A 26,759-nucleotide genomic window follows, 5' to 3' on the forward strand; every position below is an offset into this window, starting at 1 on the left:
CGTCGACTGAGGCGGATGCGCGACCCATCCGCGGGCCGCGCCGCGTCGAACTCCAGATGTAGGGGCTCACACGATGTGGGTCCGCGAAACGGAGGAGACGTCGTGCTGTCGGTGATTCTGGTCGGGCTGGCCGGTGGACTGGTGACGGGTGTGTCGCCGTGTGTGCTGCCGATGTTGCCCATCGTGTTCGTGACGGGCGGATCGGGACGCACCGTGACAGCGGGTGCACCAGAAGGGGATCCGAGCGCGGCGGGCACGACGACCCTCGCGCCGCCGAAGGCTCCGCCGAGGAGTCGTCTGCGCACGCCGCTCATCATCGCGGGCATCGTGACCAGCTTCAGCGTGATCTCGCTGTTCGGGACACTGCTCCTGAGCGCGCTCGGCCTGCCCGACTCGTTTCTGCGGTGGACGGGCATCGTGTTGTTGGTGGCGATCGGCGTCGGACTCGTCGTTCCGCCGATCGCGCACGCGCTGGAGCGACCGTTCGCGCGGATCCCGGCATGGACCAAGCCGTCGGAGAAGGGCGGACCGTACCTGCTCGGCATCGGATTGGGCACGCTGTACGTGCCATGCGCGGGACCCGTCCTCGCCGCGATCGCAGTGGCCGGCGCGACAGGCCAGATCGGTTGGCGCACCGTGGTTCTGACGATTGCCTTCGCCGTCGGTGCGGCCCTGCCGCTCGCGGTGTTCGCGGCGGCGGGCGAGCGGTTGGGCCGTCGGCTCGCCGCCTACCGGAGTCGGCAGCGCACGTTCCGGACCATCGGCGGCGTCGTGTTGATCGCGCTGGCCGTGGCACTCGCTTTCGACGCGCCCGCGCGCCTGCAGGCCGCGCTGCCCGGATACACGGCGGCCGCCGATCGTGCGCTGTCGCAGTCGGACGCCGTGGACACCGCATTGGGGCGCGACACCGGTGGCGCCGGGGCGTGCATCGGGGAGGGCTCCGGTCTCGCCGACTGTGGCACCTCACCGGGATTCGACGGCGGCGGCACGTGGTTCAACACCGCCGACGGTGCGCCGCTGACCCGGGCCGACCTCGCGAACAAGGTGGTCCTCGTCGACTTCTGGACGTACTCGTGCATCAACTGTCTGCGCGACGGTCCACACGTGCGCCGCTGGTACGACGCGTACCGCGACGCAGGCCTTGTGGTGGTCGGCGTGCACACCCCTGAGTTCGCGTTCGAGAAGGACGGCGGCAACGTCGCGGCGGCGATCGGCGACGAGCACATCGACTACCCGGTGGTGCAGGACAACGACTATGCGATCTGGAACGCCTTCGCCAACCGGTACTGGCCGGCGAAGTACCTGATCGACGGGCGCGGTGAGATCCGCGCAGCCAGCTTCGGCGAAGGACGGTACGACGAGGTGGAGGCCGACATCCGGACTCTCCTCAAGGACGCGAACCCGAACGTGACGCTGCCTGCTCCGGTCGACACCAAGGACGACGCCGTGCCGACCGGTGCGCAGTCGCCGGAGATGTACCTGTCACCGGGCCGGTCCGCGGCGTCGTACGCGGGATCGGACGCGCTCGAGGTCGGCACCGGTGACTTCACCTTCGGCGACTCGCAGCCCGCCGACACGTTCAGCCTGTCGGGCCGATTCGAGGTGACCGACGAGTCGGTGATCGCACGCTCGGGCGCGCGGGTTCGCTTGGTGAGCACCGCCGACGATGTGAACGCCGTGCTCGCCGGGTCGGGTCGTGTCGTGGTCCACCAGGACGGGCGCCCCGATCGCAGTGTCGACGTGTCGGGCGTTCCGCGCCTGTACCGGCTGGCCGACGGCGGCGACCGCGACCGCACGCTGACGTTCGACGTCCCCGACGGCGTCGCCGTCTACACGTTCACGTTCGGCTGAGGAACGGCCCGAGTCGTTTCGCCGCGACACGCCGACGCCGATGGAACCGGACGCTCGTCTGCTGCGTCTGACTGAGTATGAAGACAGTCACAGTTGAACCAACAGCGGTCGGTCAGGCGACGGGCACCCAGCAGCGGGCCGCCGACCAGGTGGCGACGCAGGCGAACGCCGAACGCATCGACACGGGGACGCTCGCCGCGACCTTCGGTCTGATCGGAGCGGGATTCCTGTCCGCACTCGCCGAGGTCGGCGCGCAACGCACCCGCACGCTCGACACGTTGCGCACCGCGCATTCGACGACGTCGTCGAAGACCGCCGACGCCTCGCGCGCCTACTGCGACTGCGATGAGGCCGGAGCTCGGGCGGTGGCGGTATGAGCGCCGCGCTGCTGATCGCACCGCTCAAGATGCTCGTGTCGGTGCTGGGGACCGGTGTGCTTCCGCCCGGTGCGACGACGGCTCTCGGGCAGGCGCAGACGACGCTCGGCGCGGCGGCAGACGAGTCGACGCGCACGGTCGCCGCAGTGGACGCCGGATGGCACGGCGCCGGGGGACAGGCCGCATCGTCGACGGCGAAGACGCTCGCGTCCGCCGATTCCGCGGTCGGTCAGGCCGGAGTCGACGTCGCGACCACCATCGAGTCGGCGGCGGGACACGTGCGGACCGCGAACACCGCGCTCAACGCTCTCGTCGACTCGTTCGTGTCCGCGGCGTCGGCGGTGCCCGCGATCGCGACGCCCGCCGGTCTGGCGACTCTGGTCCCGCTGGCGCTCGACCACATCGCACGCGGAGTGCAGGTGGTCCAGACCGCGCAGACCGAGCTCGAAGCCGACACGGTTGCGCTCGGCAGGCACAACGCGCCCGCCGACGTGACGGGTGTCTCGGGGACCGGAGCGCAGTCGGCCGCTGTCGGTGGGGAGGGCACCAAGATCGTGCTGCCCGACGGATCGACGGTGTACGCGCCGAACGAGCGAGCGGCGACCGCCGTCCGCGCCGCGCTCAGCGTCCAGGGCACCCCGTACGTGTGGGGCGGGACGAGCACCGACGGCTTCGACTGCAGCGGATTGACGCAGTGGGCGTATCAGCAGGCTGGCGTCGACCTCCCGCGTCTCGCACAGGATCAGGACACCGCCGGGTACGCGGTGTCCCAGTCGGACTTGATGCCGGGCGATCTCGCCGTCTGGTCCGGACATGTCGCGATGTATGCCGGGAACGGCCAATACGTGGAGACGGGTGGCGACCCGGTCGGCATCACCCCGCTGTACACGAACAACGCCGGACAGTCGTTCGAGGGCTTCTACCGGCCGCACACCTGAGCCCGCACGTGACCCCTGCGCCCCCGTTCGGCTCGCGGCTTACACTTCTCCCCATGACGACCGCCTCCACTTTCGACGTCCGCGTCGTCGACCATCCGGTGACGCGAACCTGGCTGACCATCCTGCGGGACGAACGGACCGACAACTCGGCGTTCCGCAGCGCGCTCTCGCGGCTCTCCTCGATGCTCGTCTACGAGGCCCTGCGCGACGTGCGCGTCGACGAGATCGACGTGAGGACTCCCGTCGGTGTCGCTCCGGGTGCGCGGCTCACGGCGCAGCCGGTGTTCGTGCCAGTGCTGCGCGCGGGCCTCGGCATGCTCGACGCTGCACTCGACGTGGTGCCCGACGCACGCATCGGCTTCGTCGGCGTCGCCCGCGACGAGGAGACCGCGCTGCCGTTCGAATACCTCGCGTCGCTGCCCGAAGACCTGTCCCAGCAGTCGGTCTACGTCCTCGACCCGATGCTCGCGACCGGCGGGTCGCTGATCCACACCCTCGACCTGCTCGCCGCGCGTGGCGCTCGCGACATGACCGCGGTGTGCGTCGTCGGAGCTCCCGAGGGGCTCGCGGCTCTCGAGGCCAGCGACCATCGGCTGCGGGTGGTGATCGGCGCCGTCGACGACGGCCTCGACGACGCGTCGTTCATCGTTCCCGGGCTCGGCGACGCGGGCGACCGGCAGTTCGGGCCCCGCTAACCGAATGCAAAACGTACGGCGCCGCGAGTGGATGCTCGCGATAGTTCTCGCCGCGATCGCGGGCGGACTCGACGCGATCGGCTTCCTCGATCTCGGTGGATACTTCGTGTCGTTCATGAGCGGCAACACCACTCGGATGTCGGCGGAGGTCGTCGACGTCGGGTGGGGCGTCGCCTGGCACGCCGTCGGGCTCGTCGGCCTGTTCTTCATCGGAGCCGTCGCCGGATCGATGCTCGCGCAGTATCGCGACGGGCGGGTCACCGTGCTCGCCGCATCGACTCTGCTCGTCGCGCTCGCCGCCGCACTCGGCATGTGGTCCGCGGCGCCGTTTCCGCCGATCCTCATCGTGGCGGTCGCGATGGGCGTCATGAACGCGACCTTCCTGCGCGACGGCGAGGTGGCGATCGGCGTCACCTACATGACCGGAACCCTGGTGAAGGCTGCGCAACGGCTCGGAATGGCTTTGCTCGGCGGACCGCGGTGGCTGTGGATCCGCTACCTCAGCCTCTGGGCGGCGTTGGCCGCGGGTTCACTGCTCGGCGCGTGGGGTTACTCCGCGTGGGGCGACGGAGCACTGTGGCCGGTGGTCACGGTGATGGCGGTGTCGACCGTCGTCGTCTGGCGTATGCGCAGTCAGTCGACCCACGCCTGAATCATGGTCTCGACGTGCGGGGTCCCGTCGGGTTCGGTGATGAGCAGCGACGACGTGCTGACCTGGTAGGTGGTGCCGCCGTTGACGGCCGTGAACACGTCTCCCGACCGGCTGGGGTAGCCGATCTCGACGGATCCGCCGTCGGCGGCCCCCTTGTAGTAGTTGCGACCCTCTTGCGAGCCGACCTGGCAGATGACGACCTGGGACCGGTCGGTGTAGCCGATGAAGACCGCAGCGTCGTCGGCGTTGCACTGTGCCGACGATCCGACGAAGCCCTGCCAGGTGGCGCCGGACACCGACGGCGATGAATGCGCCGTTGTCGGTGCGGGTGCGGCGGTCTGCTGCGGTGTGGTGGGAGCCTGCGACGGCGGCTGGGTGACGGTGACCGTCGACTGCGAGGGCCGATCCTGATTGGTCTCGGACTGACTCGCGGGAGCAGCGGTGTCGGTCTCGTCGGACTGCGAGTTCGCGTAGACGAATGCGCCTGCGACACCGCCGATCAGCACGAGGACGCCGACGACGATGGCGACGAGCACGGCAGGCGACGCGAACGGCGAGCGTTTCGGGCCGTGCGGCGGCATCGGGTAGGTCATCGGTTGGGGTCCTCCCTGAGTTCGACGGTCGCGACGTCGTCCAGCGCTCGCTGGAGTTCCCCCGACGCGTCGGCGCGTATGCGCTCAACACTAGTGCCCGGGTAGGGCCTCGTCATTTGTCCGTAGATCTTCACTTTGGGTTCGGTCCCGCTCGGCCGCACGAAGACCCGAAGTGTCTGCGCCACCCCGCCGGTCGAGCCCCCTCCGCCGGTCGAGCGAAGTCGAGACCCCTCTCCGCCGGTCGAGCGAAGTCGAGACCCCACCAACTCCACCCCGTCGGTCCGCGGCCCGTCGCCGCGGACCGCATAGTCGTCGACGGTCACGTCGAACCCGACGAGGACCTTCGGCGGGTTGGTGCGCAACGTCGCCATGAACGACGCGATCTGGGCCGGGTCGTCGAACCGGAGGGAGCGTTGCGCGGTGACGTAGACGCCGCGGCGCTGTGCGAGCCGGTCGAGGGCGGCAGCCAATCCGCCGCGGACCGCCCAGTCCTGTGCGATCCGCGCGCAGGCAACGGCCGCGCTGATGCCGTCCTTGTCGCGGACTGCGTCGGGGTCGACGCAGTGGCCGATGGCTTCTTCGTAGGCGTAGACGAGCGGTTCACCTGCTCGGACAAGCCATTTGAACCCGGTGAGGGTGCGGCGGGCGTCGGCGCCGCGGGCCAGCGCGTCGTCGTGCATCAGGGTCCCGGAGACGATCGAGCTCGCGACGACGGGAGCGGGTCCGCCGCGCTGGAGTGCCTCGTCGAGGATCGCGGCACCGAGGAGCGCACCGGTCTCGTCGCCGGTCAGCATCCGCCAGCCCGCACCGTCGCGGACGCCGACGGCACAGCGGTCGGCGTCCGGATCGAGGGCGATCGCCAGGTCGGCGTCCACCCGTGCGGCGGTCTCCAGGAGGAGGTCAGCGGCTCCCGGCTCCTCGGGATTGGGGAACGCGACGGTGGGGAAGTCGGGGTCGGGCGCGAACTGTGCGGGCACCGGATGAACGTCGTCGAAGCCCGCCTGCCGCAGCGCGTCGACGACGAGGGCTCCGCCGACGCCGTGCATCGCGGTCACTGCGATGCGGATGTCCGGGCCGTCGGTCGCCGGGAACCGGACGCGGAGCCTCGCGAGGTAATCGTCGCGGACGCGGCGGGCGCGGTCGTCTGGCTCGACGGTCGTGCGCGGAACGTCGTCGCCGACGGTGCGGATCGCCTGCTCGATCTCGCGGTCGGCGGGCTCGACGAGCTGGGCTCCGCCGTCGAGGTACACCTTGTAGCCGTTGTCGGCCGGCGGGTTGTGCGAGGCCGTCACCATGACGCCTGCGACTGCTCCGAGCGCCCGGCACGCGAACGCGACGAGCGGCGTCGGCCCCGGATCGGGGAGCGCGACGACGTCGAACCCGCTGGCGGCCAACACTTCTCGGGTGACTGCAGCGAAGTCTTCGGAGCCGTGGCGCGCATCGCGTCCGACGACGACGGTCCCGCCCGCGTGGTCGTTCGCGGTGAGCCAGGCAGCGAGACCCGCCGTCGCGCGTGTCACGGTGGCGACGTTCATCCCGTCCGGACCGTCCTGGACGGGGCCGCGCAGGCCTGCGGTGCCGAACGCGAGCATCAGGAGCGACTGCCGATCTCGCGGACCACCGACGCGAGGAGTCGGCCCATCCGGGCGGCCGAATCGCGTCCGACGGCGAGGACTTCGGCGTGGTCGAGCGCCTCCCCGGTGATGCCTGCGGCGAGGTTGGTGACGAGGGACAGGCCGAGCACGTCCAGGCCCGCGGCACGCGCGGCGATCGTCTCGTGGACCGTCGACATGCCGACGAGGTCGGCGCCCATGGTGGCCAGCATCGCGATCTCGGCAGGCGTCTCGTACTGGGGTCCGGGCAGTCCGGCGTAGACGCCTTCGGCCAAGCTGGGGTCGATGCGTCGCGCGGCGTCGCGCAGGGCAGGCGAGTACGCGTCGACCATGTTGACGAAATGCGCGCCTGCCAGCGGCGACCGTCCGGTCAGATTGATCTGGTCGGCGATGAGGACGGGCTCGCCGACAGCCATGCCGGGCCGGATCCCGCCTGCTGCGTTGGTCACCACGACGGTGTGTGCGCCGGTCGCGGCCGCGGTCCGGATCGGGTGCACGACGCGCGCCAGATCGTGGCCCTCGTAGGCGTGGATGCGGCCGAGCATCACCAGCACCCGCACCCCGTCGACGTCGATCGACGCGATGGTGCCCGCGTGCCCCTGCGCGGACGGCGGGGTGAACCCGGGCACGTCGAGCATGCTGACCTCGGCGGACGGCGTGCCGATCGCGGCAGCGGCAGGCGCCCAACCCGATCCGAGTACGACGGCCACATCGTGACGGGGGCAAGCGGTCTCGGTGGCGACGGTGTCGGCGGCCGCGACTGCGGCGGCTTCGGGGTCGAGGGTCGGATCCATGGGTCAACCCTAAGATAAGGTTTTCAGCTATGCCGTACTTGAACGTGACCGACGACGCTGCCGAGCTCTACCTGGGGGCGCAGGGCTCCGAACTGGACGAGGCGAACCCGGAGAACCGTTTCCAGCTGGAGTGGATCGAACAGGTCACCGCGCTCGTCGACGAGGCGATCGCCGCCCGCAAGCCGCTGATCGTGTCGGCGACCGGCAAGTTCTTCACCAACGGCCTCGACACCGATTTCGTGTTCGCCAACGGCGACAAGCTGCCGTCGTACCTGGACACCGTGCACCAGCTGTACGTGAAGTTCCTGACCGTCCCCGCGCCGGTGATCGTGGCGATCAACGGTCACGCGTTCGGTGCGGGCGCGATGCTGGCGCTGTGCGCTGATTACCGCATCATGCGGTCGGACCGGGGCTTCTTCTCGCTCCCCGAAGCCGCGCTGAACATGCCGTTCACCCGCGGCATGGCGGCACTCGTGCGGACCCGGACGCCCGATGCGACCGCGACCGAGGCGATGCTGACGAGCCGTCGGTACGGCGGCGACGACGCGGTGTCCGCGGGAATCGCCGAAGAGGCGGTCGCGGCGGACGCACTCCTGGAGCGCGCGCGTGAGGTGGCCCGCGAGCGCACCCCGCTGGTCGGCGACAACCAGGCGACGATCAAGCGCGGGCTGCGTCTGCCGCTGTTGGAGGATCTGAACACGCCGACCCCGGCGACCCTCCTCTGATGCTTCCCGTCATCTCCGACTGGCTCGACGCCAACCTCGACCGCGCGATCGGGTGGCGCCGGGAACTCCACGCGTCGCCGGAGCTGTCGATGCAGGAGACGAAGACGACGGCGACCGTCGTCCGCATCCTCACCGAGGCGGGCCTGTCACCGCGCGTGCTTCCCAAAGGCACGGGGGTGGTCTGCGACCTCGGGCCGACCGACAAGCCCCGTATCGGACTGCGCGCCGACCTCGACGGCCTACCCGTGCCCGAGCAGACCGGGTTGCCGTTCGCGTCTCGTAACGAGGGCGTCTCGCACTCGTGCGGGCACGACGCGCATTCGGCGATCCTGCTGGGCGTCGGAACGCTGCTCGCCGAGATCGATCGCGGCGCCGGCCTGCCCTTCGGCGTCCGGCTGCTGTTCCAGGCTGCGGAAGAAGTGATGCCCGGCGGTGCGCTCGACGCCATCGACGCGGGTGTCGCCGACGGACTCAGCCGCATCTTCGCGCTCCACTGCGAGCCGCACATCCAGGTGGGCTCCGTCGGGCTGCGGGCCGGTCCGTTGACGTCGGCCGCGGACCGCGTCGAGGTGCACCTGCACGGGCCGGGCGGACACAGTTCGCGGCCGCACCTGACCAACGATCTGGTGTACGCGATGGGCGCGATCGTCACCGGTGTGGCCGGCGTCCTGTCGCGGCGCGTCGACCCCCGTTCGGGCACCGTCGTCACCTGGGGTGCGGTGCACGCGGGCAACGCGCCGAACGCGATCCCGCAGGAAGGTCGTATGCGGGGAACGGTCCGTACCGGAGACCGCGACACCTGGCAACTTCTGGAACCGTTGGTGCGCAGCGTGATCGGCGAGATCGCCGCACCGCTCGGCGTCGCGTGTGACATCACTTACTTCCGCGGTGTGCCGCCCGTGGTGAACGACGCCGACAGCGTCGCGCTGATGCGACGCAGTGTTGAGGCGCTCGGTCCCGGCGCGGACGTCGACACCCCGCAGTCGGCGGGCGGCGAGGACTTCGCCTGGTATCTCGAACGTGTCCCCGGTGCGATGGCGCGCCTGGGCGTGTGGAGTGGAACCGGTCCGATGTGCGATCTGCACCAGCCGAACTTCGACATCGACGAGCGCGCCATCGGAATCGGGATCGCCGTCATGGCCGGGGTCGCGCTCGGTGTCTGAGCCTCGGTTTTCGGGAGGCGGCGCTTTCCGGAGTCAGTCGTCGTCGAGCGGCGCGTCGGGTCCTGGTCCGACGTTGCGCGCCTCGTGCAGACGGAGTCGTTCGACGTAATCGGCTGGGGCACCGGCGATCTCGGCGGCGTCGGCCATGACTCCGAGGTATCGGGCCGACGGTAGTCCGCCCTCGTAGCCGTCGATCACATACAGCCAGGCGAGAACCGGGCCGTCTGTGGTGTCGACGCGGGCCCGCACCTTGCGGTGAACGCCGAGTTCGGTGCCCTCCCACTGGTCGAGGTTCTTCTCGTCCTCGGCGGGGACGTCGTAGAGGACCACGAAGACGCAGGCGTCGCGGTCGTCACGGTCTTCGGTGACGGTCGCGAGGGAGCCCTCCCACCCGATGTCGTCGCCCGCGAAGGTCAGTCGCCAGCCCTTGAGCCAACCGGTCGATGACATGGGGGAGTGCGGCGCCCGCTGCAGCATCTGCGCGGGATCCATGTTCGAGGCGTAGGCGGCGTAGATCGGCACGGGGCCAAGCCTATGCGCTCGCGCGATGCGATGCAGCCGTGACCCGGCTAAGTTTGTATGGCCAGCCCCGTCGAGAGTCAGTCATAGGAGAGTGTCACAGTGTCCAGAATCGTGATCATCGGCGGAGGCCCTGCGGGCTACGAGGCGGCTCTGGCGGGAGCGGCATACGGCGCCGACATCACGATGATCGACTCGGACGGCCCGGGCGGTGCGTGCGTGCTCTGGGACTGTGTGCCGTCGAAGACGTTCATCGCGTCCACCGGTATCCGCACCGACGTGCGACGTGCCCGCGATCTCGGCGTCCACGTGCAGGTCGACGCGTCGGCGATCGACCTCCCGCGCATCCATCAGCGGGTGAAGGATCTCGCGTTCGCCCAGTCGGCCGACATCCGCGCCCGCCTGACCAGCGAAGGCGTCAAGATCGTCGCAGGCCGCGCCTACCTCGCGAAGACGCAGCCCGGAGTCGGAGCGCACACCGTCGTCGCCACGCTGCCCGACGGCTCCGAAGAGCGGTACGACGCCGACGTGGTCCTCATCTCGACCGGTGCGTCGCCGCGCGTGCTGCCGACCGCGGTGCCCGACGGCGAACGCATCCTCAACTGGCGTCAGCTGTACGACCTCGAAGTACTGCCCGACCACCTGATCATCGTCGGCTCCGGTGTGACCGGCGCCGAGTTCGCGCACGCCTACACCGAGCTGGGCGTCGACGTGACCCTCGTGTCGAGCCGCGATCGCGTGCTGCCGCACGAGGACGAGGACGCGGCTCTCGTCCTGGAGGACGTGTTCTCCGAGCGCGGTGTGACGCTCATCAAGCACGCCCGCGCCGATCGGGTGACGCGCGACGCCGATTCGGCGACCGTCCACCTCGCCGACGGCAAGGAGGTGACCGGATCGCATGTGCTGATGACGGTCGGCTCGGTGCCGAACACCGACGGCGTGAACCTGGAGGAGGCCGGCGTCGACGTCGATCGCAACGGCTACATCACCGTCGACAGGGTGAGCCGCACGTCGGTGCCGGGCGTGTACGCCGCGGGTGACTGCACCGGCCTGCTCCCGCTGGCCTCGGTCGCCGCCATGCAGGGACGCATCGCGATGTATCACTCGCTCGGCGAAGGCGTCAGCCCGCTGCGACTCAAGACGGTCGCATCGGCCATCTTCACGCGGCCCGAGATCGCGAACGTCGGGGTGTCGCAGAAGGCGATCGACGCGGGCGAGTACCCGGCGCGCACCGTCATGCTTCCGCTCAAGACCAATCCGCGCGCCAAGATGAGCGGTCTGCGCCGCGGCTTCATCAAGATCTTCTGCCGCCCCGCGACGGGTGTGGTGATCGGCGGCGTCGTCGTCGCGCCGAATGCGTCCGAACTGATCCTGCCGATCGCACTCGCGGTCGAGAACAAGCTGCAGGTGTCCGAGGTCGCGAACACGTTCTCGGTGTACCCGTCGCTGTCCGGGTCGGTCGCCGAGGCGGCGCGCCAGCTCGTCCGACACGACGACCTGGACTGACGGCCGACCTTGGCTTCTTCCTGGTCCGAACTCGCCGCACGTGAGCACCGGGCGTCGGTCGTCGTGCTCGCAGGCGGCGTCGCCCTGTATGCGATCAACGTCTATCTGACGACGAGTCTGCTGCCGAACGCCGTCGCCGACATCGGCGGCGAAGAGCTCTATTCGTGGACGATGACGGTGTTCCTCGTCGCATCGGTCATCTCGTCGATGCTGGTCAGCTTGGTGCTGTCCCGATTCGGTGCGCGGTGGGCGTACGTCGCCGGGTTCGCGGGCTTCGCAGCGGGCACCGTGATCGCGGGCCTCTCGCCGACGATGGTCGTGATGCTCATCGGGCGCGGCGTTCAGGGGCTCGCGGGCGGTCTGCTCGTCGGCCTCGGTTTCGCGGTGGTGCGCACCGTGCTGCCCGCACGTCTGTGGCAGCGGTCGATCGCGCTGATGTCGGCGATGTGGGGTGTCGGGAACGTGATCGGGCCGATCGTCGGCGGCTTCTTCGCGCAGATCGGCGCCTGGCGTGGCGCGTTTGCACTGCTCGCCGTGATCGCCGTCGGTCTCATCGCCCTCACCTTCCGAGCGCTGCCCGCCGGGTCGGGGGAGGCGTCGGCGGACGGCGTCCCGTGGGGTTCGCTCGTGCTGTTGACGGGCGCGGCCGCCGCGGTGTCGATCGCCTCGATCGTCGACGGCGCAGCCACCGTGATCCTCCTGGTGGTCGCACTGGCCGCGGGCGCGGTGTTCGTCCTGTACGAACGCGGCGCGTCGAACCGAGTGCTGCCGGAGATGACCTACCGCGGCCGGTCGCCGCTGCGCTGGATCTACCTCGGCATCATCGTCCTCGCAATGGTGTCGACGATCGAGATGTTCATCCCGCTGTTCGGTCAGCGGATCGGCGGCCTCGGCCCGTTGGCCGCCGGGCTCCTCGGCGCCGCGATCTCGTGGGGGTGGACTGTCGGGACGCTGTCGAGCAGCGGCGCGGAGAGCGAGAAGATGCGTCGCGTCGTCCGGGTCGCGGGCCCGCTGATACTGGGCGCCGGACTGGCCGCCTACGGGCTCCTGCAGGTGGACGATCCGTCGGTCTGGGTGATCGTCGGCTGGTATGCGACGCTGCTGTTCGCCGGAACCGGGATCGGCATGGCGATCTCACACTGGTTCACCGCCGGGATGCGCGTGAGCACCGACGACGCCGAGGCCGCGCAGGCTTCCGCGGGCCTCAACACCAGCCAGCTGATCGCCAACGCATTCGGCTCCGCCATCGCTGGCGTCCTCGTCTCGTTGGGCGGACCCGACGTCGTCGGCTCGGCTCGCGTCCTGACCTTCGGCTTCGCCGCTCTGGCCCTGGTCGGCGTGCTCGTCGCCTTCCGCGAGTTCGCCGCCGCGAAGTCCTGGCAGCTCGGCGCCGGCGCGCCTCGAGAGCGCGACGTCGAGCTCTAACCCTCTCGTTGGTGCCTAACCCTCTCGTTGGTGTCAGTGGGTGACATCGATGGGAGGGTTAGTGGCATTTCGGGCAGCTTTTGAACTGCCCCTGCCACCCGCGGTCGTGAAGGGCCTTCGCCAACTTGCGCGCGGTGACGCACGGTCGGCCGAACACTTGTCCCGTGCCGAGGCGGAGCGTGAGTCGGCCAGCGGAGATGGCCGCATCCAGATCTCGTTCAAGGTCACGGTCGCGGGCCTGGGCGGAGTCGTGGAATCGCCACCCGTCGAGTTCGACGATGAGGTCGTGGTCCGGGTAGTCGAGATCGCGCAAGCCCTTTCGTCCGACGGTCGTCGGTGCCTGCCGGATCGGCTTGGGAAGGCCGTGGGGTCGTTCGACGTCGGTGAGGTACCCGTACTCGAGAACCGAGCACGTGCCGTCGCGGATGTCGATCAAGACGTCGTGCAAGAACGTGCGCCACCGAATCCTGGACCGTTCGGCCAGGGCGTGGAGTAGTCGGTCCGCCGTAGTGATGCGCGCATTCACGGCACTCGTCAGCGCGTCGATCGCGTCGGTCTGGGTGGCGGCGGCCGACGCCACGTCGAGAACGGCTTCGACTACCCGTAGACGTGGCGGTCCCAAATTCCACAGGACGGACGTGCCGAGATCGGCCCGACGATGTGCCACCACCCCGCGCCGCCTCTTCACAGTCCGGTTCTCGTCGATGACGATATGAATAACCGAGCCGGGATCAGGCAGCGCCGAGGTGTGCCCGAGCGCCGCCGGATACGCGTCGAGCACCGCCGCCCATGCGCGCTGTCGCCAGGTCATTTCGCCGGTGTGATCGACGTATATCCCCGGGTAGACCACGGCCCACTCACGTCGTCGGATCAGCCGTCGGATGTCGTTGGGGTCCAGGCCGTGTTCGAGTGCCTGCCGGCGCGCGATGACTCCGTCCTGCGCAGCGAGCAGGCTCGCGACAGCGACCAACGACCCCTCATGTACCCCCGTCATAGCGACAGCATGACGAGCCGCGTGGCCAAGGAAAAGGCCATCTCAGCATCTGTGGATAACTCTCGTGCCACTAACCCTCCCATTGGTGTCACCCACTGACACCAACGAGAGGGTTAGGCACCAAACGAGCGTTCAGGCGGCGAGGAGCTCGTCGATCTGGTTGATCGCGCTCGACGAGCCTTCGACGACGCCCATGTCGAGGACCTGCTGGAGTGCGTCCGCGCTGCTGAACGTCGCGGTGTACACGGCGCGGGTGCCGCCGTCGGCCGCGGAGAACGCGTAGTGGTTCTCGCCGACAGGCATCGAGTCGTCCGGGTTGAGGTCGGCGTCGGCGAAGCCGTCGCGGAAGGTGAACGAGGACGGGGGGTCGACGGCGAGGAACTCCCACCATCCGCCGAACTTGTCGCCTTCGGGCGAGGTCATGTAGTACGTGGCGCGGCCGCCCGGTGTGAAATCGTGCTCGACGAACGTCGCCGGGTACGTCGGCGGTCCCCAGATCTTCTCCAACTGGCGGGGATCGGCGTAGATCTCCCACACGCGCTCGACCGGTGCGGCGAATTGAGCGGTGATCGTCAGAGTGAGGTTGTCGGTATCGGTGGTGACGTCGATGACAGGCATGGTGTGCTCCTAAGGCGTGGGATGCCCCGGGGTCGGGACACGAAGGGTTTCAGGGGTTCTCGGTCTTCTCGACGGCGAGTAGCTCGTCGATCGCGGCGATTCGGCCGCGCCAGATCTGTTCGATGTCGGCCAGCATCGAGGACACCGAACGCACAGCCGCCACGTCGCCGGTCGCCAACTGTTGGCGTCCGTCCCGTCGCTTGGTCAGGAGTCCTGCCTTCTCGAGGACCGCGACGTGCTTCTGTACCGCGGCGAAGCTCATGTCGTACTTCTCCGCCAGCGCGCTGACCGAATGCTCGCCCGCCAGGACACGGCGCAGGATGTCGCGTCGAGTCCGGTCAGCGAGCGCGTGGAACAGGGCGTCCGCTCTGTCCTCATCGATCTCGGCCATGAACTAAATATACAACTAAATGGTTGTATGTCAAGGGGTGGCTTTGCGTTGCGTCGCGGTCTGTCGCGCTCGCGCTACGCCAGACCGAAGCTGTGTTCCACGGCCTGATTCCAGCCGGCGAACAGCTCATCTCGCTGGTCGTCGGGCATCGTCGGCTCCCAGCGGCCGCCTTCGGACCAGTTGGCGCGGATGTCGTCGGTGGACTCCCAGTAGCCGACGGCGAGACCGGCCGCATACGCCGCGCCGAGAGCAGTCGTCTCGTTGACGACGGGACGGACCACGGGGACGTCGAGGATGTCCGACTGGAACTGCATCAGCAGTTCGTTGACGACCATCCCGCCGTCGACCTTCAAGGTGCTCAGCGTGACGCCGGAGTCTGCCTGCATCGCCTCGATCACCTCGCGTGTCTGATAGGCGCTGGCCTCCAGCACCGCGCGGGCGATGTGGTTTCGGTTCGCGAAACGAGTGAGGCCGACGATGACGCCGCGGGCGTCCGCGCGCCACCTCGGCGCGAACAGGCCGGAGAATGCGGGAACGAAGTAGACGCCGCCGTTGTCGTCGGCCTTGCGCGCCAACTCCTCGACCTGCGCGGCACTCGAGATGAGCCCGAGGTTGTCACGCAGCCATTGCACGAGCGAGCCGGTCACCGCGATCGACCCCTCGAGCGCGTAGCGGGCGTCGTCGTCGCCGATTCGATAACAGACCGTCGTCAACAATCCGTGGTCGGAGTAGACGGGTTCGGTACCGGTGTTGAGCAGCAGGAAGTTGCCGGTTCCGTAGGTGTTCTTCGCCTCGCCCGGATCCAGGCAGGCCTGCCCGAACATCGCAGCCTGCTGATCGCCGAGGATCCCGGCCAACGGCACGCCGGGGAGCGCGCCTGCCGAGCGCAGCGGCGCGATGACGCCCGAACTGCTTCGGATCTCCGGGAGCATCGACATCGGCACGCCCATCTCGGCGCAGATCTGCTCGTCCCACTCCAGCGTGCGCAGATCCATCAGCATGGTGCGGGACGCGTTCGTCACATCGGTGACGTGCAGGCCGCCGTCGACGCCGCCGGTCATGTGCCAGGCCAGCCAGCAGTCCATGGTGCCGAACGCGAGCTCGCCGCGTTCGGCACGCTCACGGGCGCCGTCGACGTTGTCGAGGATCCACCGGATCTTGGGACCCGCGAAGTACGCGGCCAGGGGGAGTCCGGTGCGGGTGCGATAGCGGTCGACGCCCTCGTCGCCTGCGAGCTCCTTACACAGGGCGTCGGTCCGCGTGTCCTGCCAGACGATCGCGTTGTGGACCGGCTCGCCGGTGGCCCGATCCCAGACGACCGTCGTCTCGCGCTGATTGGTGATGCCGCACGCGACGATGTCGCCGGGCAGGAGTTCGACCGCAGCCATCGTCGCCGCCGCGACGCGCCGAGTGTTTCGCCAGATCTCCACCGGGTCGTGCTCGACCCAGCCCGCGCGGGGAAAGATCTGCTCGTGCTCCAACTGCTCCGATGCGACCACTCGACCCGATTTGTCGAACACCATGGCTCGCGTGGACGTGGTGCCCTGATCGATTGCGACGACGTACTTTCCGCGTGAACTCACGGCCACAGTGTGTCATGTCACATCGCGACTGCGGGGCCCTACCTGCGTCGTAGTAGGCTCGCGCGCATGGAGACCGAGTTCAATCCGGACCGCCCTGCCGACCTCACCCCCGCATACCGAGACGAGGCGTGGCGGCGGCTCGGCAGCGAGCAGTTCGACATCGTCGTCATCGGCGGCGGCGTGGTGGGAGTCGGTGCAGCGCTCGACGCGGCGACCCGCGGACTGCGTGTCGCGCTCGTCGAAGCCCGCGACATCGCGTCGGGGACGTCGAGCCGGTCGTCCAAGATGTTCCACGGCGGGCTTCGGTACCTCGAACAGCTCGAGTTCGGGTTGGTCCGGGAAGCGCTCCGCGAACGCGAACTGTCGCTGCGGCTCCTCGCGCCGCACCTGGTGAAACCGCTGCCCTTCCTCTACCCGTTGACGCGACGGGTCTGGGAGCGCCCGTACGTCGCCGCAGGCCTGTTCCTCTACGACCGGATGGGCGGAGCCAAATCCGTTCCGGGCCAACGGCACGTCTCCCGGTCGGGGGCACTGCGCGTGGCGCCCGGGCTCAAACGCAAGGCGCTGATCGGCGGCATCCGCTACTACGACACCGTCGTCGACGACGCTCGACACAGCTTGACGTTGGCGCGTACCGCGTCGAACTACGGCGCGGTGATCCGCACTTCGACCCAGGCCGTCGGCTTCCTCACCGAAGCGGATCGGATCAAGGGCGTCAAGGTCCGCGACAGCGAGACCGGCGCGACCACCGAGATCGCCGCGCACTGCGTGATCAACGCGGGCGGCGTGTGGACCGACGAGGTCCAGGCGCTCTCCAAGCAGCGCGGCCACTTCAAGGTCCGCGCATCCAAAGGCGTCCACATCGTGGTTCCGCGCGACCGGATCGTCAGCGAGAGCGCGATCATCCTGCGGACCACGGATTCAGTCCTGTTCGTCATCCCGTGGGAGACCCATTGGATCATCGGCACCACCGACACCGACTGGAACCTCGACCTCGCGCATCCGGCGGCGACGCGCAAGGACATCGACTACATTCTGGACCGCGTCAACGCCGAACTGGTCACCGAACTGACGCACGACGACATCGAAGGCGTCTACGCCGGACTCCGTCCACTGCTCGCCGGTGAGGACGAAGGCACGTCGACGTTGTCGCGCGAGCACGCCGTCGCCGTCGTCGCGCCCGGCCTCGTGTCGATCGCGGGCGGCAAGTACACGACGTACCGGGTGATGGGCGCCGACGCCGTCGACGCCTGCGTCGACTTCTTGCCGTCGCGGGTCGCGTCGTCGATCACCGAACGGGTGCCGCTCGTCGGCGCCGACGGCTACTTCGCTCTCGTGAACCAGTGCGAGCACCTGGGGCAACGATTCGATCTGCACCCGTACCGGATCCGCCGCCTGCTCAACCGGTACGGATCGACGTTCGACGACGTGCTGAACTACGCGGACGAGGACGAGTCGCTGCTGCGGCCGCTTGCTGCCGCACCTCAGTATCTGCGCGCCGAGATCGTCTACGCCGTCGCTGTCGAAGGCGCGCTGCACCTGGAAGACGTCCTGGCCCGACGCACCCGAATCGCGATCGAGTACAGCCATCGCGGCGTCGACTGTGCAGGCGAAGTCGCCGAACTCATGGCCCCGGTCCTCGGGTGGGACGAGGCGCAGACCGATCAGGAGGTCGCCACGTACACCGCTCGCGTCAACGCGGAGATCGCGTCGCAGCGTCAGCCCGACGACGCGTCCGCCGATGCCCTGCGCGCGGCGGCACCCGAGGCCCGCGAAGAGATCCTCGAACCGGTTCCCGTTCCGGACTGAGTCCGCCGACGACTTCGGCACTTTGTTTCGGCCCTACGCCGAAACAAAGTGCCGAAGTCGTGGGAGTTGTCAGCCCATCCGCGGGTCGTAGTTCATTCGCAGCCCGCGCGGGGTTGAGGAGAACCCGGCGGCGCTCAATTCGCGGCCGAACGGCGTCGACAGCACCGCCCGACCGTCGACCTGGTCGACGTGGATGCGCGGCACGCGCCCCATGCGCACCGCTGCGACCACCTCGGCGGCGGCCGCCGCGAGAACGTCGACGTCGTCGGTGAAGGTCAGCACCGTCTTGCCGCCTCGTTCGATGAACACCGCGAGGTCGCCCGCGACGACGACGACTGCGCCGGCCTTGCGGCCGGGTCGGTGCCCGGACTCCGCTTGCGACGGCCAGGCGAACGCCGCACCGTACGGGTTCGCCGGGTCGGTCGAGGCCAGAAGGACGGCTTCGGTGCGTTGCTCGCGCGGCACGTCGACTTCGTCGCGCAGGCGGTCGACGGTGTGCCCGGCCGCGAACTGCGCGCCGCCCAGCCCGTCGACGTAGTAGCCGCGCCGCACCTGCCCACTGTCTTCGAAGACGGTGAGCGCCTTGTAGATCCGGGAGAAGCCGCCGTCGATCTCGCTGACGGTCACGGCGCCCTTGGTGACGACGCCGAACCGTTCGAGCAGGATGTCGCACGTGGCCGCAGCCTGCGTCGTCGCGTCGATGTGCTGACGCCGCAGCGTCGACCACCGCCCGCCGAGCAGCGGCGGAACGCTGGCCGAGCCGTCGACCCCAGCGAGATAGCGCGAGGAGAGGCGAGCCGTGCGCAGGCGAGGGGCGCGGCCTCGCGATGCGTGCGACGGCGTCGACGGGCGGGACCGTGTCGGGTTCAACGCCGCGCGCACCACCGAGAACGAGTCGTTCGTGATCCGGCCGGACCACACCAGCTCCCACAGTGCGGTCTGCATCGACGCGTCGTCGGTCGCCGCGGCATCGCGCAGTTCCGGTGCGCGCAGCCCGTGACCGCCGTCGAGCGCGGCGAGGAGCCGTTCGTGGACGGCCGACAGTTCGACGTCGTCCGCATCGCGGAGGGTCAGCGGTGCGGCGTCGCTCAAGTGCAGGGCGATCCACCCGTCCGCGCGACCGATCGCACCATGCCCGGACCAGGTGACCTCACCGGACGACAGCAGTTCGTCGAGCATCGACGGCCGGTAGTCGCGCACCCGCGTCGGCAGGACGAGCGTCTCCCATGCCGACGCCGGGATCGGGTGTCCGGCAAGCTGTTCGACGACCTCGGCCACGCCCGACACCCCGGTGAGACGGGACCGGTCGACGACGTGCTGGCGGTCCAGAAGGAACCGGGAGAACGCCTGGGGCGACACGGGTTCGACCTCCGCCCGGCCGGCCGCGAGCGAGCCGCGCCGCAACTGCCCGAGGACCTCGCTGTGGCACCACTGGGTCTGCTCCCGATCCTGGTGGGGGACGAACTCGCCCTCGAGCACCATGTGCCGGCCGGCGAGCGAGTCGAGAGCACCGGCCACCACGGCCGGAGCCATCCCCAGGGAGTCGGCGGCCTCGGTGACGGTGAACGGTCCGTGCGTCCGCGCGAAGCGATGCACCAGGTCGCCGACCGGATCGGCGACGGCGACCAGGAAGTCGGTCGGGACTCCGAGGGGGACGGGGACGCCGAGTCCGTCGCGGAGTCGGGCCGCATCCTGAACCGCGGCGACTAGGTCCCGCCCCCGATGACGCACCGCGATGGCGCGGCCCGACGCCACGAGTTCGTCGAGCGCCGCGGCCGCGTCGACGTCGTCACGGCAGCGGGCCGACACTTCGTCGACGGTGAGTGGACCGAGCCACCTCAGCAGGTCGTCGACGTCCTCGGTGTCGCGCGCACGCCGCTCGGGCGCCAGCCGCTGTAGCCGACCGACGACCGTCGCGATCACTTCGGGGTCGAGTAGTTCACGCAGGTCGACGCGCCCGAGCAGTTGAGCGAGGAGCGCGGTGTCGAGCGAGAGTGCGGTGGCACGACGCTCCGCCAACGGCGCGTCGTCGTCGTAGATGAACGCACCGACGTAGCCCAACAGCATCGATGCCGCGAACGGCGACGGCGACGCCGTCTCGACCTCGGCCACCCGGACCTTGCGAGACCGGATACGGGTCAGCAGGTCGACTAGGGCGGGCAGGTCGTACACGTCGGCCAGGCATTCGCGGACGGTCTCGAGGATGATCGGGAAATCCGGGAACTGGGCGGCCACCGCGAGCAATTGCGCGCTGCGTTGGCGCTGCTGCCAGAGTGGCGCCCGCTTGCCGGGGTCTCGCCGGGGCAGCAGGAGTGCACGAGCGGCGCACTCGCGGAACCGCGACGCGAACATCGAGGTGTCGGCCAGCGCGCGCGTCACCTGCTCTTCGACGTGATCGGGGTCGATGTCGAAGACCTCGGCGCCCGGCGGGGAGTCGTCGGTGTCGGGGAGGCGGACGATGATCCCGTCGTCAGCGGCCGTCGTCGCGCCGTCGATCCCGAGGCGTGCCGCCAGCTGTGCCGCGATGGCCGACGCCCACGGCGCGTGGACGCGCAGCCCGTACGGTGAGTGCAGGACGAGGCGCCAGTCGCCGAGCTCGTCCCGGAACCGTTCGACGACCAACGTGCGATCGGTCGGGAGCGTGCCGGTGGCCTCGCGCTGCTCGTGCAGAAGCGACGACAGATTGTTGCGGGCGCGCTGACCCAGACCCAGCCGGTCGGCCTGCTTCGCGAGCTTGTCGTCGTCGGCGATCGATCCGACGAACTTGCCGATCGCCGCACCGAGCTCGGCTGGTCGGCCCTGCGAGTCGCCGATCCAGAACGGGAGCCGACCAGGCATGCCGAAGGCGGGCGTCACCAGCACTCGGTCGTGCGTGATCTCCTCGATGCGCCAACTCGACGCCCCCAACGCGAAGACGTCGCCGACCCGCGACTCGTAGACCATCTCCTCGTCGAGCTCGCCGACCCGCCGCAGCTGCCCGCTCGCATCGCTCCCGGCGCCCGCTAAGAACACCCCGAACAGCCCACGATCGGGAATGGTTCCGCCCGACGTGACGGCCAGCCGCAGTGTGCCGCGTCGCGCGGTGAGGACACCCGCGACGCGGTCGTAGTCGACGCGCGGGCGGAGCTCGGCGAACTCGTCCGACGGATAACGGCCCGAGATCAGGTCGAGGACGCCGTCGAAGACGTCGCGGGTCAGATCCGCGTAGGGCATCGACCGGGTGACCGTCGCATACCAGTCGTCGACGTCCACATCGTGTGCCGCTGTCTCGGCGATCGTCTGCTGCGCGAGGATGTCGAGCGGATTGGCGGGGACGGCGATGGACTCGATCTCGCCGCGGCCCATTCGATCGACGGTCACCGTCGAATGGATGAGGTCGGTGCGGTGCTTCGGGTACAGGACGCCGCGGCTGATCTCGCCGACCTGATGTCCGGCACGGCCGATTCGTTGCAGCCCGGACGCGACCGACGGCGGCGACTCCACTTGCACCACCAGGTCGACGGCGCCCATGTCGATGCCCAGTTCGAGTGAACTCGTCGCCACGACGCACCGCAGCCGACCCGACTTGAGATCGTCCTCGATCGCGGCACGCTGATCCTTGCTCACCGACCCGTGATGAGCACGCGCCAGAACAGGCCCGCTCGCTCCGCTCCCGGCGCCCGTGTCATTGGGCCCGCTCGCTCCGCTCCCGGCACCCGATCCAATCCCGGACCCCGACACGTACGACGGCATCCCGCCCGGCACCGCGGAATTGGTCCTGGCCGGATCGCTCGGCTCGCCGACGCGGGCGACGGCGATCTCGTTGAGCCGGGCCGTCAACCGCTCGGCGAGACGGCGTGAGTTCACGAAGACGATCGTCGATCGGTTCGCCTCGATCTCGTCGACGATCGACTCCTCGATGAACGGCCACAACGAGCCCGCGGTCGGGGAGAACGCGTCGTCGAGTTCCTCGGCGCCGACAGGAGGCGACGGGAGGTTCGCCATGTCGTCGACGGGCACCTCCACACGCAGGTCGAAGGTCTTCGCTGCCCGCGGTTTGACGACAGTGCACGGCTGCGACCCCGACAGGAACCGCGCGACCCGCTCCTCGGGGCGGACCGTCGCCGACAGGCCGATGCGTTGCGCGCGGTGGGGCAGCAGTTCGTCGAGTCGTTCGAGCGACAGTGCGAGATGTGTGCCGCGCTTGGTCGATGCGACGGCGTGCACCTCGTCGACGATCACCGTGTGCACACTCGTCAACGTCGAGCGCGCCGACGACGTCAACATTAGATAGAGCGACTCGGGGGTGGTGATCAGGATGTCGGGCGGTTTCCGCTGCAGGGCCCGGCGGTCGGTGGCTGGAGTGTCGCCCGACCGCACACCCACGGTGACCGACGGCGGCGGAGCATCGAGTTCGGCTGCGGCGTGGGCGATCCCGGTCAGCGGTGCGGCGAGGTTGCGTTCGACGTCGACACCGAGCGCCTTCAGCGGCGAGATGTACAAGACGCTGACACCCGACCGCTCCGATTCAGAGTCGCGGGTCAGCGCGTCGATCGCCCACAGGAACGCGGCGAGGGTCTTGCCGGAGCCGGTCGGCGCGATGACCAGGGTGTCGTCGCCCTTCGCGATCGAGTCCCACGCACCCGACTGCACCGGCGTCGGGCGTGCGAAGGCCCCGGTGAACCAGCGCCGAGTGGCTGGCTGCATCCGATCCAGGGCGGAGTCGATTCGGGCCACACCACCATTGAATCGCATGCCTGCGACAATCCGCGCGAGCGCCGACTGTGAGCAGGGGTATGGTTCTCCCATCCCGGTGCGGGGAATTCGGTGAGAATCCGGAGCGGTCGCGCCACTGTGAGTTCCCACCCTGCGGGGTGGGACGAGCCAGATCACCGGCCGGGTGTACCGCCGCTACGAACCGGACGCTCGATCCGGAGGACAGGATGGACTGGACATGACAGTCACCACGATCTCGCCCAAGGACGCGACACGCGCACTCGCCGTGCCCGACGTCTCGGCCGCCACCACCGCACTGGTGCTGACGGCGACCGTGCTGGTCGCCGCATTGGCCTATTACTTCCTCGGTTACGACCAAGGCGCCGTCTCGATCTTCGGCGACGACACGCACGTGCACGAGTTCATTCACGACTCGCGGCACTTCCTCGGCTTCCCCTGCCACTAGAACAGGTAGAGGAGACAATCGAACATGGAACGCACATTCATCGGCGCAGGCCTGCTCTCGGGTCTGATCGCCGGACTCATCGCATACGTCTTCGCCCGCATCTTCGTCGAGCCGCAGGTCGCTGAGGCCATCGACTACGAAGGCGTCCGGTCACACGCGGAAGCGGAGTTGACCGGCGAACACGCGCACGAGCACGAACTGTTCACGAGATCCGTGCAGGAGAACATCGGAGCCAGTGTCGGCACTGTCGTCTTCGCACTCGCGATCGGCGCACTGTTCGCCGTCGTGTTCACCGTGGCGTGGGCCTACGTCGGACGACGTCGGCCGACGACCGACCCGCGCGCGCTGGCCGCCGCACTGTCGGGGATCGCCTTCGTCGCGGTCATCGGCGTGCCGTTCTTCGTGTACCCGCCGAATCCGCCCGCCGTGGGTGAGGAGGACACGATCGGCTCGCGGTCGGGTTCGTTCCTGACGATCACGCTCGTCTCGATCGCCCTCGCAGTCGTCGGCGTCCTGCTCGCGACGGCGCTGTCGGCGCGCATCGGCGCGTGGTGGGCAGGGGTCGTCGGCGCAGTCGTCTACCTGATCGGAGCCACCGTCACGGCGGCGTTGCTGCCCGATTTCGCCGAGGTCCCGGGGCCGGTCATGGACGGCGACACGATCGTCGCCCCGGGCTTTCCGGGGCAGGTGATCGCCGACTTCCGCGTCTACGCGATCGCCGACCAGGTGCTGTTGTGGACGGTGCTGACCGTCGTGTTCATCGGGTTGCTCGGCGTCATGATGCGTCGCACGCGGTCGGTCGAAGCGGGAGTCGGATCGGTCGAACGGATCTCGGCCTGAGCGTCACCGTCGTCGTCGCGGGCCGGACTGCACCCAACCGTGCAGTCCGGTTCGGCGGCGAACACGGCGAACTGGATCGGCGAGGTCGACTCGACGTCGCAGGTCTCACGTTGCCCGACGCCGTCGGCTTTCGCGTTGGGCCGGAGACCTCGGTCGCGCAGACCGCCGAGATCCTCGGCGTGGCGAGCGACCCCGATCCGTCGTTGTCCACTCTCGACGTGGGACGGTGGCGCGGACTGTCGCCCGAAGCGGTCGCGGCCGACCTGCCGCTCTGGTTCGGCGACCCGGACGCTCGTCCGCACGGCGGCGAGACGGTCCGTGAGTTCGTCGCGCGAATCGACGCCGCGATCGCCGAAGCGGCCGACGGCGACGTGCTGATCGTCGCTTCGCCCGTGGCGCAGGCCCTGCTGTGCGAGAGCGCCGAGCGGTACTTCACCGTCGACGTGCGCCCGGCGTCGGTGCTGACCGTGCGACACCGGAATTGTCGTACCCGGGTGCCACGATGCAGGTATGAATCGGGGTGACGAGACGCTGGTGGTGCCGAAGGACTGCGTCCTCTGGTGTCACCACCAGCCGTACGCGGAAACGGTCCTGGACGACTACGCCGAGGTGGACCTGGACAAGTGGAACGTCCGGTTGGCCGCACTTCGGATCCCGGCACGGGTGTTCGCGGTGGACGCCGACGGTCGGCAGATCGACTCGGGGATCGGCCACATCCGGCGCGGCGACCTCGACGCGTCCAGCACCACACTCGACCTCGGGTCCGAGCCCGCGCTGAACCGGTTGTACCTGTGCGACGCGTGGCTGCGGTCGCATCGGGACCGCGGCGGGTTCCGGCGATTCCTGGACGTGCGCGACCCGCACGACCGCTACCACCCGTTCGACATGATCGCCCGGGCCCTCGACTCGTGCGAGGCCGAACCCGCCTTGGTGCAGACCGGTGCGTTCCGCTCGTGGTCAGGGTGGCCGGTGGCTCCGGGAGTCGGGAACTCGCTGATGTCGTTGTACAGCTGGGCGGTTCACGGAGCCGAACGCGATCGGCCGCAACTGCTCGACAAGTACACCGCGGCGAGCATGATCCGGTACGGCTGGATGGAGGACGGGGGAGCCTCGCAGTACTCGGTCAAGACGTATGCCCGATACTCCGGGCTCATCGAGCGCTGGGCCGGGCAGGCGGGCACGAAACCCGAGATAGTCGAACTCTGGCTCAACCGCGACTGGCACCGGCGACTCGGTCGGCACGATCGACAGGAGGCGCTGCTCCTGTGGTGAACCTGGTGCAGAGCGTCCGTCAGTGTCGCGGGAAGGCCGCGGCGATCGTGTCGATGAGCGCGCGGTAACGGCCGCCGACGTCGCCCAGCGGTTTGCCGCTGCTGACGATCGCGACAGCGAGGTCGCGCTGCGGGTCCGCCCACATCGCTGTCTGGGTGAGTCCGGTGTGTCCGAACGCATCTGGCGCACGACGGCCGAACGGTCCGAAGTAGTGGGAGCCGAGCATGACTCCGGTGCCCCACCGCAGCGGCATGCCCGCGGTCGCGACATCGGGCCGCAGCACACGGCGTTGCCTGCGAGCCGCAGTTATGGTCTCGGCGGATACGATGCGCGCGCCGTTGCGTTCGCCGTCGCGCAGCAGCATCTCGGCGAGCACCGACAGTTCGGCCGCGTTCGACACACCACTCGACGAGGGGACTGTGCTGGTCAAGAACTCGGCGGTGTTCGAGTCGTCGACGATTCCGGTGAGAGTCCGCCCCGTCGCGAGTCGGAACGCGGCGTCGACTGCGAGCCCGACCCGCGGCCCGGTCACATGGCTGGGGGCGACGAGTGCGGCGTCGTGCGGCGCGACGCCGATGTTGGTCCACCGCAGACCGAGCGGCCCGGTGATCTCGTCGGCGATGTACTCGCGCATGGGGCGCTCGGCGGCGGCTTCGACGATCTCGCGGACGATCGGACCCCACGTGAGCGCGTGATAGAAGTGCATCAGTCCGGGACGATGGACCGCAGGCATCCGGCGCAGGGCCTCGCGGACGAACTCCCGGTCGTCGGCGCGCGACCGGTCGGCGGTCCCGCCGAGCGCGAACGGAATCCCGGCACGGTGCGTCATCACGTGATCGACGGTCGTCGTCGTCTTGCCTCGCGCGCCGTATCCGGGAACCAGGTCGGCGACCCGGTCGGACCACCGGAGACGGCCCTGTTCGACGAGTCGCCAGACGGCGACCGCGGCGATCAACTTGGACGCCGAGTACAGGCAGAACGGCGTCGACGGGGTGACCGGTTCCAGCAGGCTGCGACCGTGCCCGATGGCGCGGTCGACCACGACGGCGCCGCGATGGCGCACACAGATCTGGATCGCAGGCTGCAGTCCGCCCGCGTACCAGTGCTCGGCCGCAGCCCAGATCGGTGCTGTCTCAGGCCGATTCGGCCACTCGTCGCCCACTCGGGTCAGGGCCGACATGTCCTGTGCAGTAAGTGAATCAGGGTGGTGGACGAGGCCGGGGTTAGGCATGCTCGCTGC

The 26,759-nt window shown here is 69.3% G+C and carries 24 protein-coding genes and 1 riboswitch; of the genes, 14 read left to right on the forward strand and 10 right to left on the reverse strand.

All coding sequences use genetic code 11. The features are described 5' to 3' along the window. Positions 1-102: 102 nt before the first annotated feature. From L5G32_RS09595 to L5G32_RS09615, 5 genes are all read left to right on the forward strand, one after another. Positions 103-1,851 (forward strand): cytochrome c biogenesis protein DipZ, encoded by a 1,749-nt coding sequence (locus L5G32_RS09595; protein WP_237010809.1) that lies wholly within the window; start codon positions 103-105, stop codon positions 1,849-1,851. Positions 1,852-1,928: 77 nt separating this feature from the next. Continuing rightward, positions 1,929-2,228 (forward strand): type VII secretion target, encoded by a 300-nt coding sequence (locus L5G32_RS09600; RefSeq protein WP_237010810.1) that lies wholly within the window; start codon positions 1,929-1,931, stop codon positions 2,226-2,228. Then, positions 2,225-3,166: a C40 family peptidase gene (locus tag L5G32_RS09605; protein WP_237010811.1), complete on the forward strand. Its 942-nt coding sequence runs from the start codon at positions 2,225-2,227 to the stop codon at positions 3,164-3,166. The genes L5G32_RS09600 and L5G32_RS09605 overlap by 4 nt, the downstream gene beginning before the upstream one ends. A 53-nt stretch (positions 3,167-3,219) precedes the next feature. Next, on the forward strand, positions 3,220-3,861 hold the full coding sequence (gene upp / locus L5G32_RS09610; protein WP_237010812.1) for a uracil phosphoribosyltransferase: 642 nt from the start codon (positions 3,220-3,222) through the stop codon (positions 3,859-3,861). A 4-nt stretch (positions 3,862-3,865) separates the two neighbouring features. Continuing rightward, positions 3,866-4,513 (forward strand): YoaK family protein, encoded by a 648-nt coding sequence (locus tag L5G32_RS09615; protein WP_237010813.1) that lies wholly within the window; start codon positions 3,866-3,868, stop codon positions 4,511-4,513. Here L5G32_RS09615 and L5G32_RS09620 read toward each other — a convergent pair. The 3 genes from L5G32_RS09620 to L5G32_RS09630 are packed head-to-tail and all read right to left on the reverse strand — an operon-like array spanning position 4,495 to position 7,513. Beyond that, positions 4,495-5,106 (reverse strand): hypothetical protein, encoded by a 612-nt coding sequence (locus tag L5G32_RS09620; protein WP_237010814.1) that lies wholly within the window; start codon positions 5,104-5,106, stop codon positions 4,495-4,497. The two genes, L5G32_RS09615 and L5G32_RS09620, sit on opposite strands and share 19 nt — an antisense overlap. After that, positions 5,103-6,698 (reverse strand): phospho-sugar mutase, encoded by a 1,596-nt coding sequence (locus L5G32_RS09625; protein WP_237010815.1) that lies wholly within the window; start codon positions 6,696-6,698, stop codon positions 5,103-5,105. The genes L5G32_RS09620 and L5G32_RS09625 overlap by 4 nt, the downstream gene beginning before the upstream one ends. Continuing rightward, entirely contained in the window at positions 6,698-7,513 is an 816-nt protein-coding gene (locus L5G32_RS09630; protein WP_237010816.1) for a purine-nucleoside phosphorylase, read from the reverse strand. Before L5G32_RS09630 ends, L5G32_RS09625 begins: the two co-directional genes overlap by 1 nt. Positions 7,514-7,542: 29 nt before the next feature. On the opposite strand from L5G32_RS09630, the gene L5G32_RS09635 reads away from it, so the two are divergent. Together L5G32_RS09635 and L5G32_RS09640 are read left to right on the forward strand one after the other, a co-directional pair. Then, positions 7,543-8,238 carry an enoyl-CoA hydratase/isomerase family protein gene (locus tag L5G32_RS09635; protein ID WP_237010817.1) on the forward strand — a complete coding sequence of 232 codons (696 nt, stop codon included), beginning with the start codon at positions 7,543-7,545 and terminating at the stop codon, positions 8,236-8,238. Continuing rightward, positions 8,238-9,401 carry an amidohydrolase gene (locus L5G32_RS09640; protein ID WP_237010818.1) on the forward strand — a complete coding sequence of 388 codons (1,164 nt, stop codon included), beginning with the start codon at positions 8,238-8,240 and terminating at the stop codon, positions 9,399-9,401. Before L5G32_RS09635 ends, L5G32_RS09640 begins: the two co-directional genes overlap by 1 nt. A gap of 33 nt (positions 9,402-9,434) precedes the next feature. Here L5G32_RS09640 and L5G32_RS09645 read toward each other — a convergent pair whose 3' ends face one another. Beyond that, on the reverse strand, positions 9,435-9,923 hold the full coding sequence (locus L5G32_RS09645; protein WP_237010819.1) for a gamma-glutamylcyclotransferase family protein: 489 nt from the start codon (positions 9,921-9,923) through the stop codon (positions 9,435-9,437). Between the two features lie 99 nt (positions 9,924-10,022). Here L5G32_RS09645 and L5G32_RS09650 point away from each other — a divergent pair, with 99 nt between their 5' ends. Both L5G32_RS09650 and L5G32_RS09655 read left to right on the forward strand, forming a co-directional pair. Next, a complete protein-coding gene (locus L5G32_RS09650) occupies positions 10,023-11,426 on the forward strand; it encodes an NAD(P)H-quinone dehydrogenase (protein ID WP_237010820.1) in 1,404 nt (467 codons plus the stop codon). Between the two features lie 9 nt (positions 11,427-11,435). After that, entirely contained in the window at positions 11,436-12,851 is a 1,416-nt protein-coding gene (locus L5G32_RS09655; protein ID WP_237010821.1) for an MFS transporter, read from the forward strand. A gap of 58 nt (positions 12,852-12,909) precedes the next feature. Here L5G32_RS09655 and L5G32_RS09660 read toward each other — a convergent pair whose 3' ends face one another. The 4 genes from L5G32_RS09660 to glpK all read right to left on the reverse strand — a co-directional run bounded on the left by L5G32_RS09660 (position 12,910) and on the right by glpK (position 16,437). Beyond that, positions 12,910-13,845 (reverse strand): type IV toxin-antitoxin system AbiEi family antitoxin domain-containing protein, encoded by a 936-nt coding sequence (locus tag L5G32_RS09660; RefSeq protein ID WP_237010822.1) that lies wholly within the window; start codon positions 13,843-13,845, stop codon positions 12,910-12,912. 132 nt (positions 13,846-13,977) lie between these two features. Next, complete coding sequence (locus L5G32_RS09665; RefSeq protein WP_237010823.1) at positions 13,978-14,463, reverse strand: SRPBCC family protein; 486 nt, start codon at positions 14,461-14,463, stop codon at positions 13,978-13,980. Between the two features lie 49 nt (positions 14,464-14,512). After that, positions 14,513-14,854: an ArsR/SmtB family transcription factor gene (locus L5G32_RS09670; RefSeq protein WP_237010824.1), complete on the reverse strand. Its 342-nt coding sequence runs from the start codon at positions 14,852-14,854 to the stop codon at positions 14,513-14,515. 74 nt (positions 14,855-14,928) lie between these two features. Then, positions 14,929-16,437, reverse strand: a complete 1,509-nt coding sequence (gene glpK, locus L5G32_RS09675) for a glycerol kinase GlpK (protein WP_308192029.1) — start codon at positions 16,435-16,437, stop codon at positions 14,929-14,931. Positions 16,438-16,503: 66 nt separating this feature from the next. On the opposite strand from glpK, the gene L5G32_RS09680 reads away from it, so the two are divergent. Continuing rightward, positions 16,504-18,246: a glycerol-3-phosphate dehydrogenase/oxidase gene (locus L5G32_RS09680; RefSeq protein WP_237010825.1), complete on the forward strand. Its 1,743-nt coding sequence runs from the start codon at positions 16,504-16,506 to the stop codon at positions 18,244-18,246. A 69-nt stretch (positions 18,247-18,315) separates the two neighbouring features. Here L5G32_RS09680 and L5G32_RS09685 read toward each other — a convergent pair whose 3' ends face one another. After that, complete coding sequence (locus L5G32_RS09685) at positions 18,316-22,980, reverse strand: ATP-dependent helicase (RefSeq protein ID WP_372491670.1); 4,665 nt, start codon at positions 22,978-22,980, stop codon at positions 18,316-18,318. A 39-nt stretch (positions 22,981-23,019) separates the two neighbouring features. Beyond that, positions 23,020-23,140, forward strand: a riboswitch (cobalamin riboswitch). Between the two features lie 39 nt (positions 23,141-23,179). On the opposite strand from L5G32_RS09685, the gene L5G32_RS09690 reads away from it, so the two are divergent. The 4 genes from L5G32_RS09690 (at position 23,180) to L5G32_RS09705 (ending at position 25,519) form a co-directional block, all read left to right on the forward strand. Beyond that, entirely contained in the window at positions 23,180-23,407 is a 228-nt protein-coding gene (locus tag L5G32_RS09690) for a CbtB domain-containing protein (RefSeq protein ID WP_237010826.1), read from the forward strand. 24 nt (positions 23,408-23,431) lie between these two features. Beyond that, positions 23,432-24,247, forward strand: a complete 816-nt coding sequence (locus L5G32_RS09695; RefSeq protein WP_237010827.1) for a CbtA family protein — start codon at positions 23,432-23,434, stop codon at positions 24,245-24,247. A gap of 110 nt (positions 24,248-24,357) precedes the next feature. Then, a complete protein-coding gene (locus tag L5G32_RS09700; protein WP_308192030.1) occupies positions 24,358-24,771 on the forward strand; it encodes a histidine phosphatase family protein in 414 nt (137 codons plus the stop codon). Next, positions 24,758-25,519, forward strand: coding sequence for an 8-oxoguanine DNA glycosylase OGG fold protein (locus L5G32_RS09705; protein ID WP_237010828.1), 762 nt, complete (start codon positions 24,758-24,760; stop codon positions 25,517-25,519). The genes L5G32_RS09700 and L5G32_RS09705 overlap by 14 nt, the downstream gene beginning before the upstream one ends. Before the next feature lie 19 nt (positions 25,520-25,538). Here L5G32_RS09705 and L5G32_RS09710 read toward each other — a convergent pair whose 3' ends face one another. Further along, a complete protein-coding gene (locus L5G32_RS09710; protein WP_237010829.1) occupies positions 25,539-26,750 on the reverse strand; it encodes a serine hydrolase domain-containing protein in 1,212 nt (403 codons plus the stop codon). Between the last annotated feature and the right edge of the window lie 9 nt (positions 26,751-26,759).

Source organism: Gordonia zhenghanii (assembly GCF_021738965.1).
GTDB lineage: Bacteria > Actinomycetota > Actinomycetes > Mycobacteriales > Mycobacteriaceae > Gordonia > Gordonia zhenghanii.

What these genes read in the sequence shown, in the direction of transcription:
- L5G32_RS09600 (WP_237010810.1), top strand. Translation starts at nt 1,929, where the DNA reads ATGAAGACAGTCACAGTTGAACCAACAGCGGTCGGTCAGGCGACGGGC.
- L5G32_RS09605 (WP_237010811.1), top strand. Translation starts at nt 2,225, where the DNA reads ATGAGCGCCGCGCTGCTGATCGCACCGCTCAAGATGCTCGTGTCGGTG.
- upp (WP_237010812.1), top strand. Translation starts at nt 3,220, where the DNA reads ATGACGACCGCCTCCACTTTCGACGTCCGCGTCGTCGACCATCCGGTG.
- L5G32_RS09615 (WP_237010813.1), top strand. Translation starts at nt 3,866, where the DNA reads ATGCAAAACGTACGGCGCCGCGAGTGGATGCTCGCGATAGTTCTCGCC.
- L5G32_RS09620 (WP_237010814.1), bottom strand. Translation starts at nt 5,106, where the DNA reads ATGACCTACCCGATGCCGCCGCACGGCCCGAAACGCTCGCCGTTCGCG.
- L5G32_RS09625 (WP_237010815.1), bottom strand. Translation starts at nt 6,698, where the DNA reads ATGCTCGCGTTCGGCACCGCAGGCCTGCGCGGCCCCGTCCAGGACGGT.
- L5G32_RS09630 (WP_237010816.1), bottom strand. Translation starts at nt 7,513, where the DNA reads ATGGATCCGACCCTCGACCCCGAAGCCGCCGCAGTCGCGGCCGCCGAC.
- L5G32_RS09635 (WP_237010817.1), top strand. Translation starts at nt 7,543, where the DNA reads ATGCCGTACTTGAACGTGACCGACGACGCTGCCGAGCTCTACCTGGGG.
- L5G32_RS09640 (WP_237010818.1), top strand. Translation starts at nt 8,238, where the DNA reads ATGCTTCCCGTCATCTCCGACTGGCTCGACGCCAACCTCGACCGCGCG.
- L5G32_RS09660 (WP_237010822.1), bottom strand. Translation starts at nt 13,845, where the DNA reads ATGACGGGGGTACATGAGGGGTCGTTGGTCGCTGTCGCGAGCCTGCTC.
- L5G32_RS09665 (WP_237010823.1), bottom strand. Translation starts at nt 14,463, where the DNA reads ATGCCTGTCATCGACGTCACCACCGATACCGACAACCTCACTCTGACG.
- L5G32_RS09670 (WP_237010824.1), bottom strand. Translation starts at nt 14,854, where the DNA reads ATGGCCGAGATCGATGAGGACAGAGCGGACGCCCTGTTCCACGCGCTC.
- L5G32_RS09680 (WP_237010825.1), top strand. Translation starts at nt 16,504, where the DNA reads ATGGAGACCGAGTTCAATCCGGACCGCCCTGCCGACCTCACCCCCGCA.
- L5G32_RS09685 (WP_372491670.1), bottom strand. Translation starts at nt 22,980, where the DNA reads ATGCGATTCAATGGTGGTGTGGCCCGAATCGACTCCGCCCTGGATCGG.
- L5G32_RS09690 (WP_237010826.1), top strand. Translation starts at nt 23,180, where the DNA reads ATGACAGTCACCACGATCTCGCCCAAGGACGCGACACGCGCACTCGCC.
- L5G32_RS09695 (WP_237010827.1), top strand. Translation starts at nt 23,432, where the DNA reads ATGGAACGCACATTCATCGGCGCAGGCCTGCTCTCGGGTCTGATCGCC.
- L5G32_RS09705 (WP_237010828.1), top strand. Translation starts at nt 24,758, where the DNA reads ATGAATCGGGGTGACGAGACGCTGGTGGTGCCGAAGGACTGCGTCCTC.
- L5G32_RS09710 (WP_237010829.1), bottom strand. Translation starts at nt 26,750, where the DNA reads ATGCCTAACCCCGGCCTCGTCCACCACCCTGATTCACTTACTGCACAG.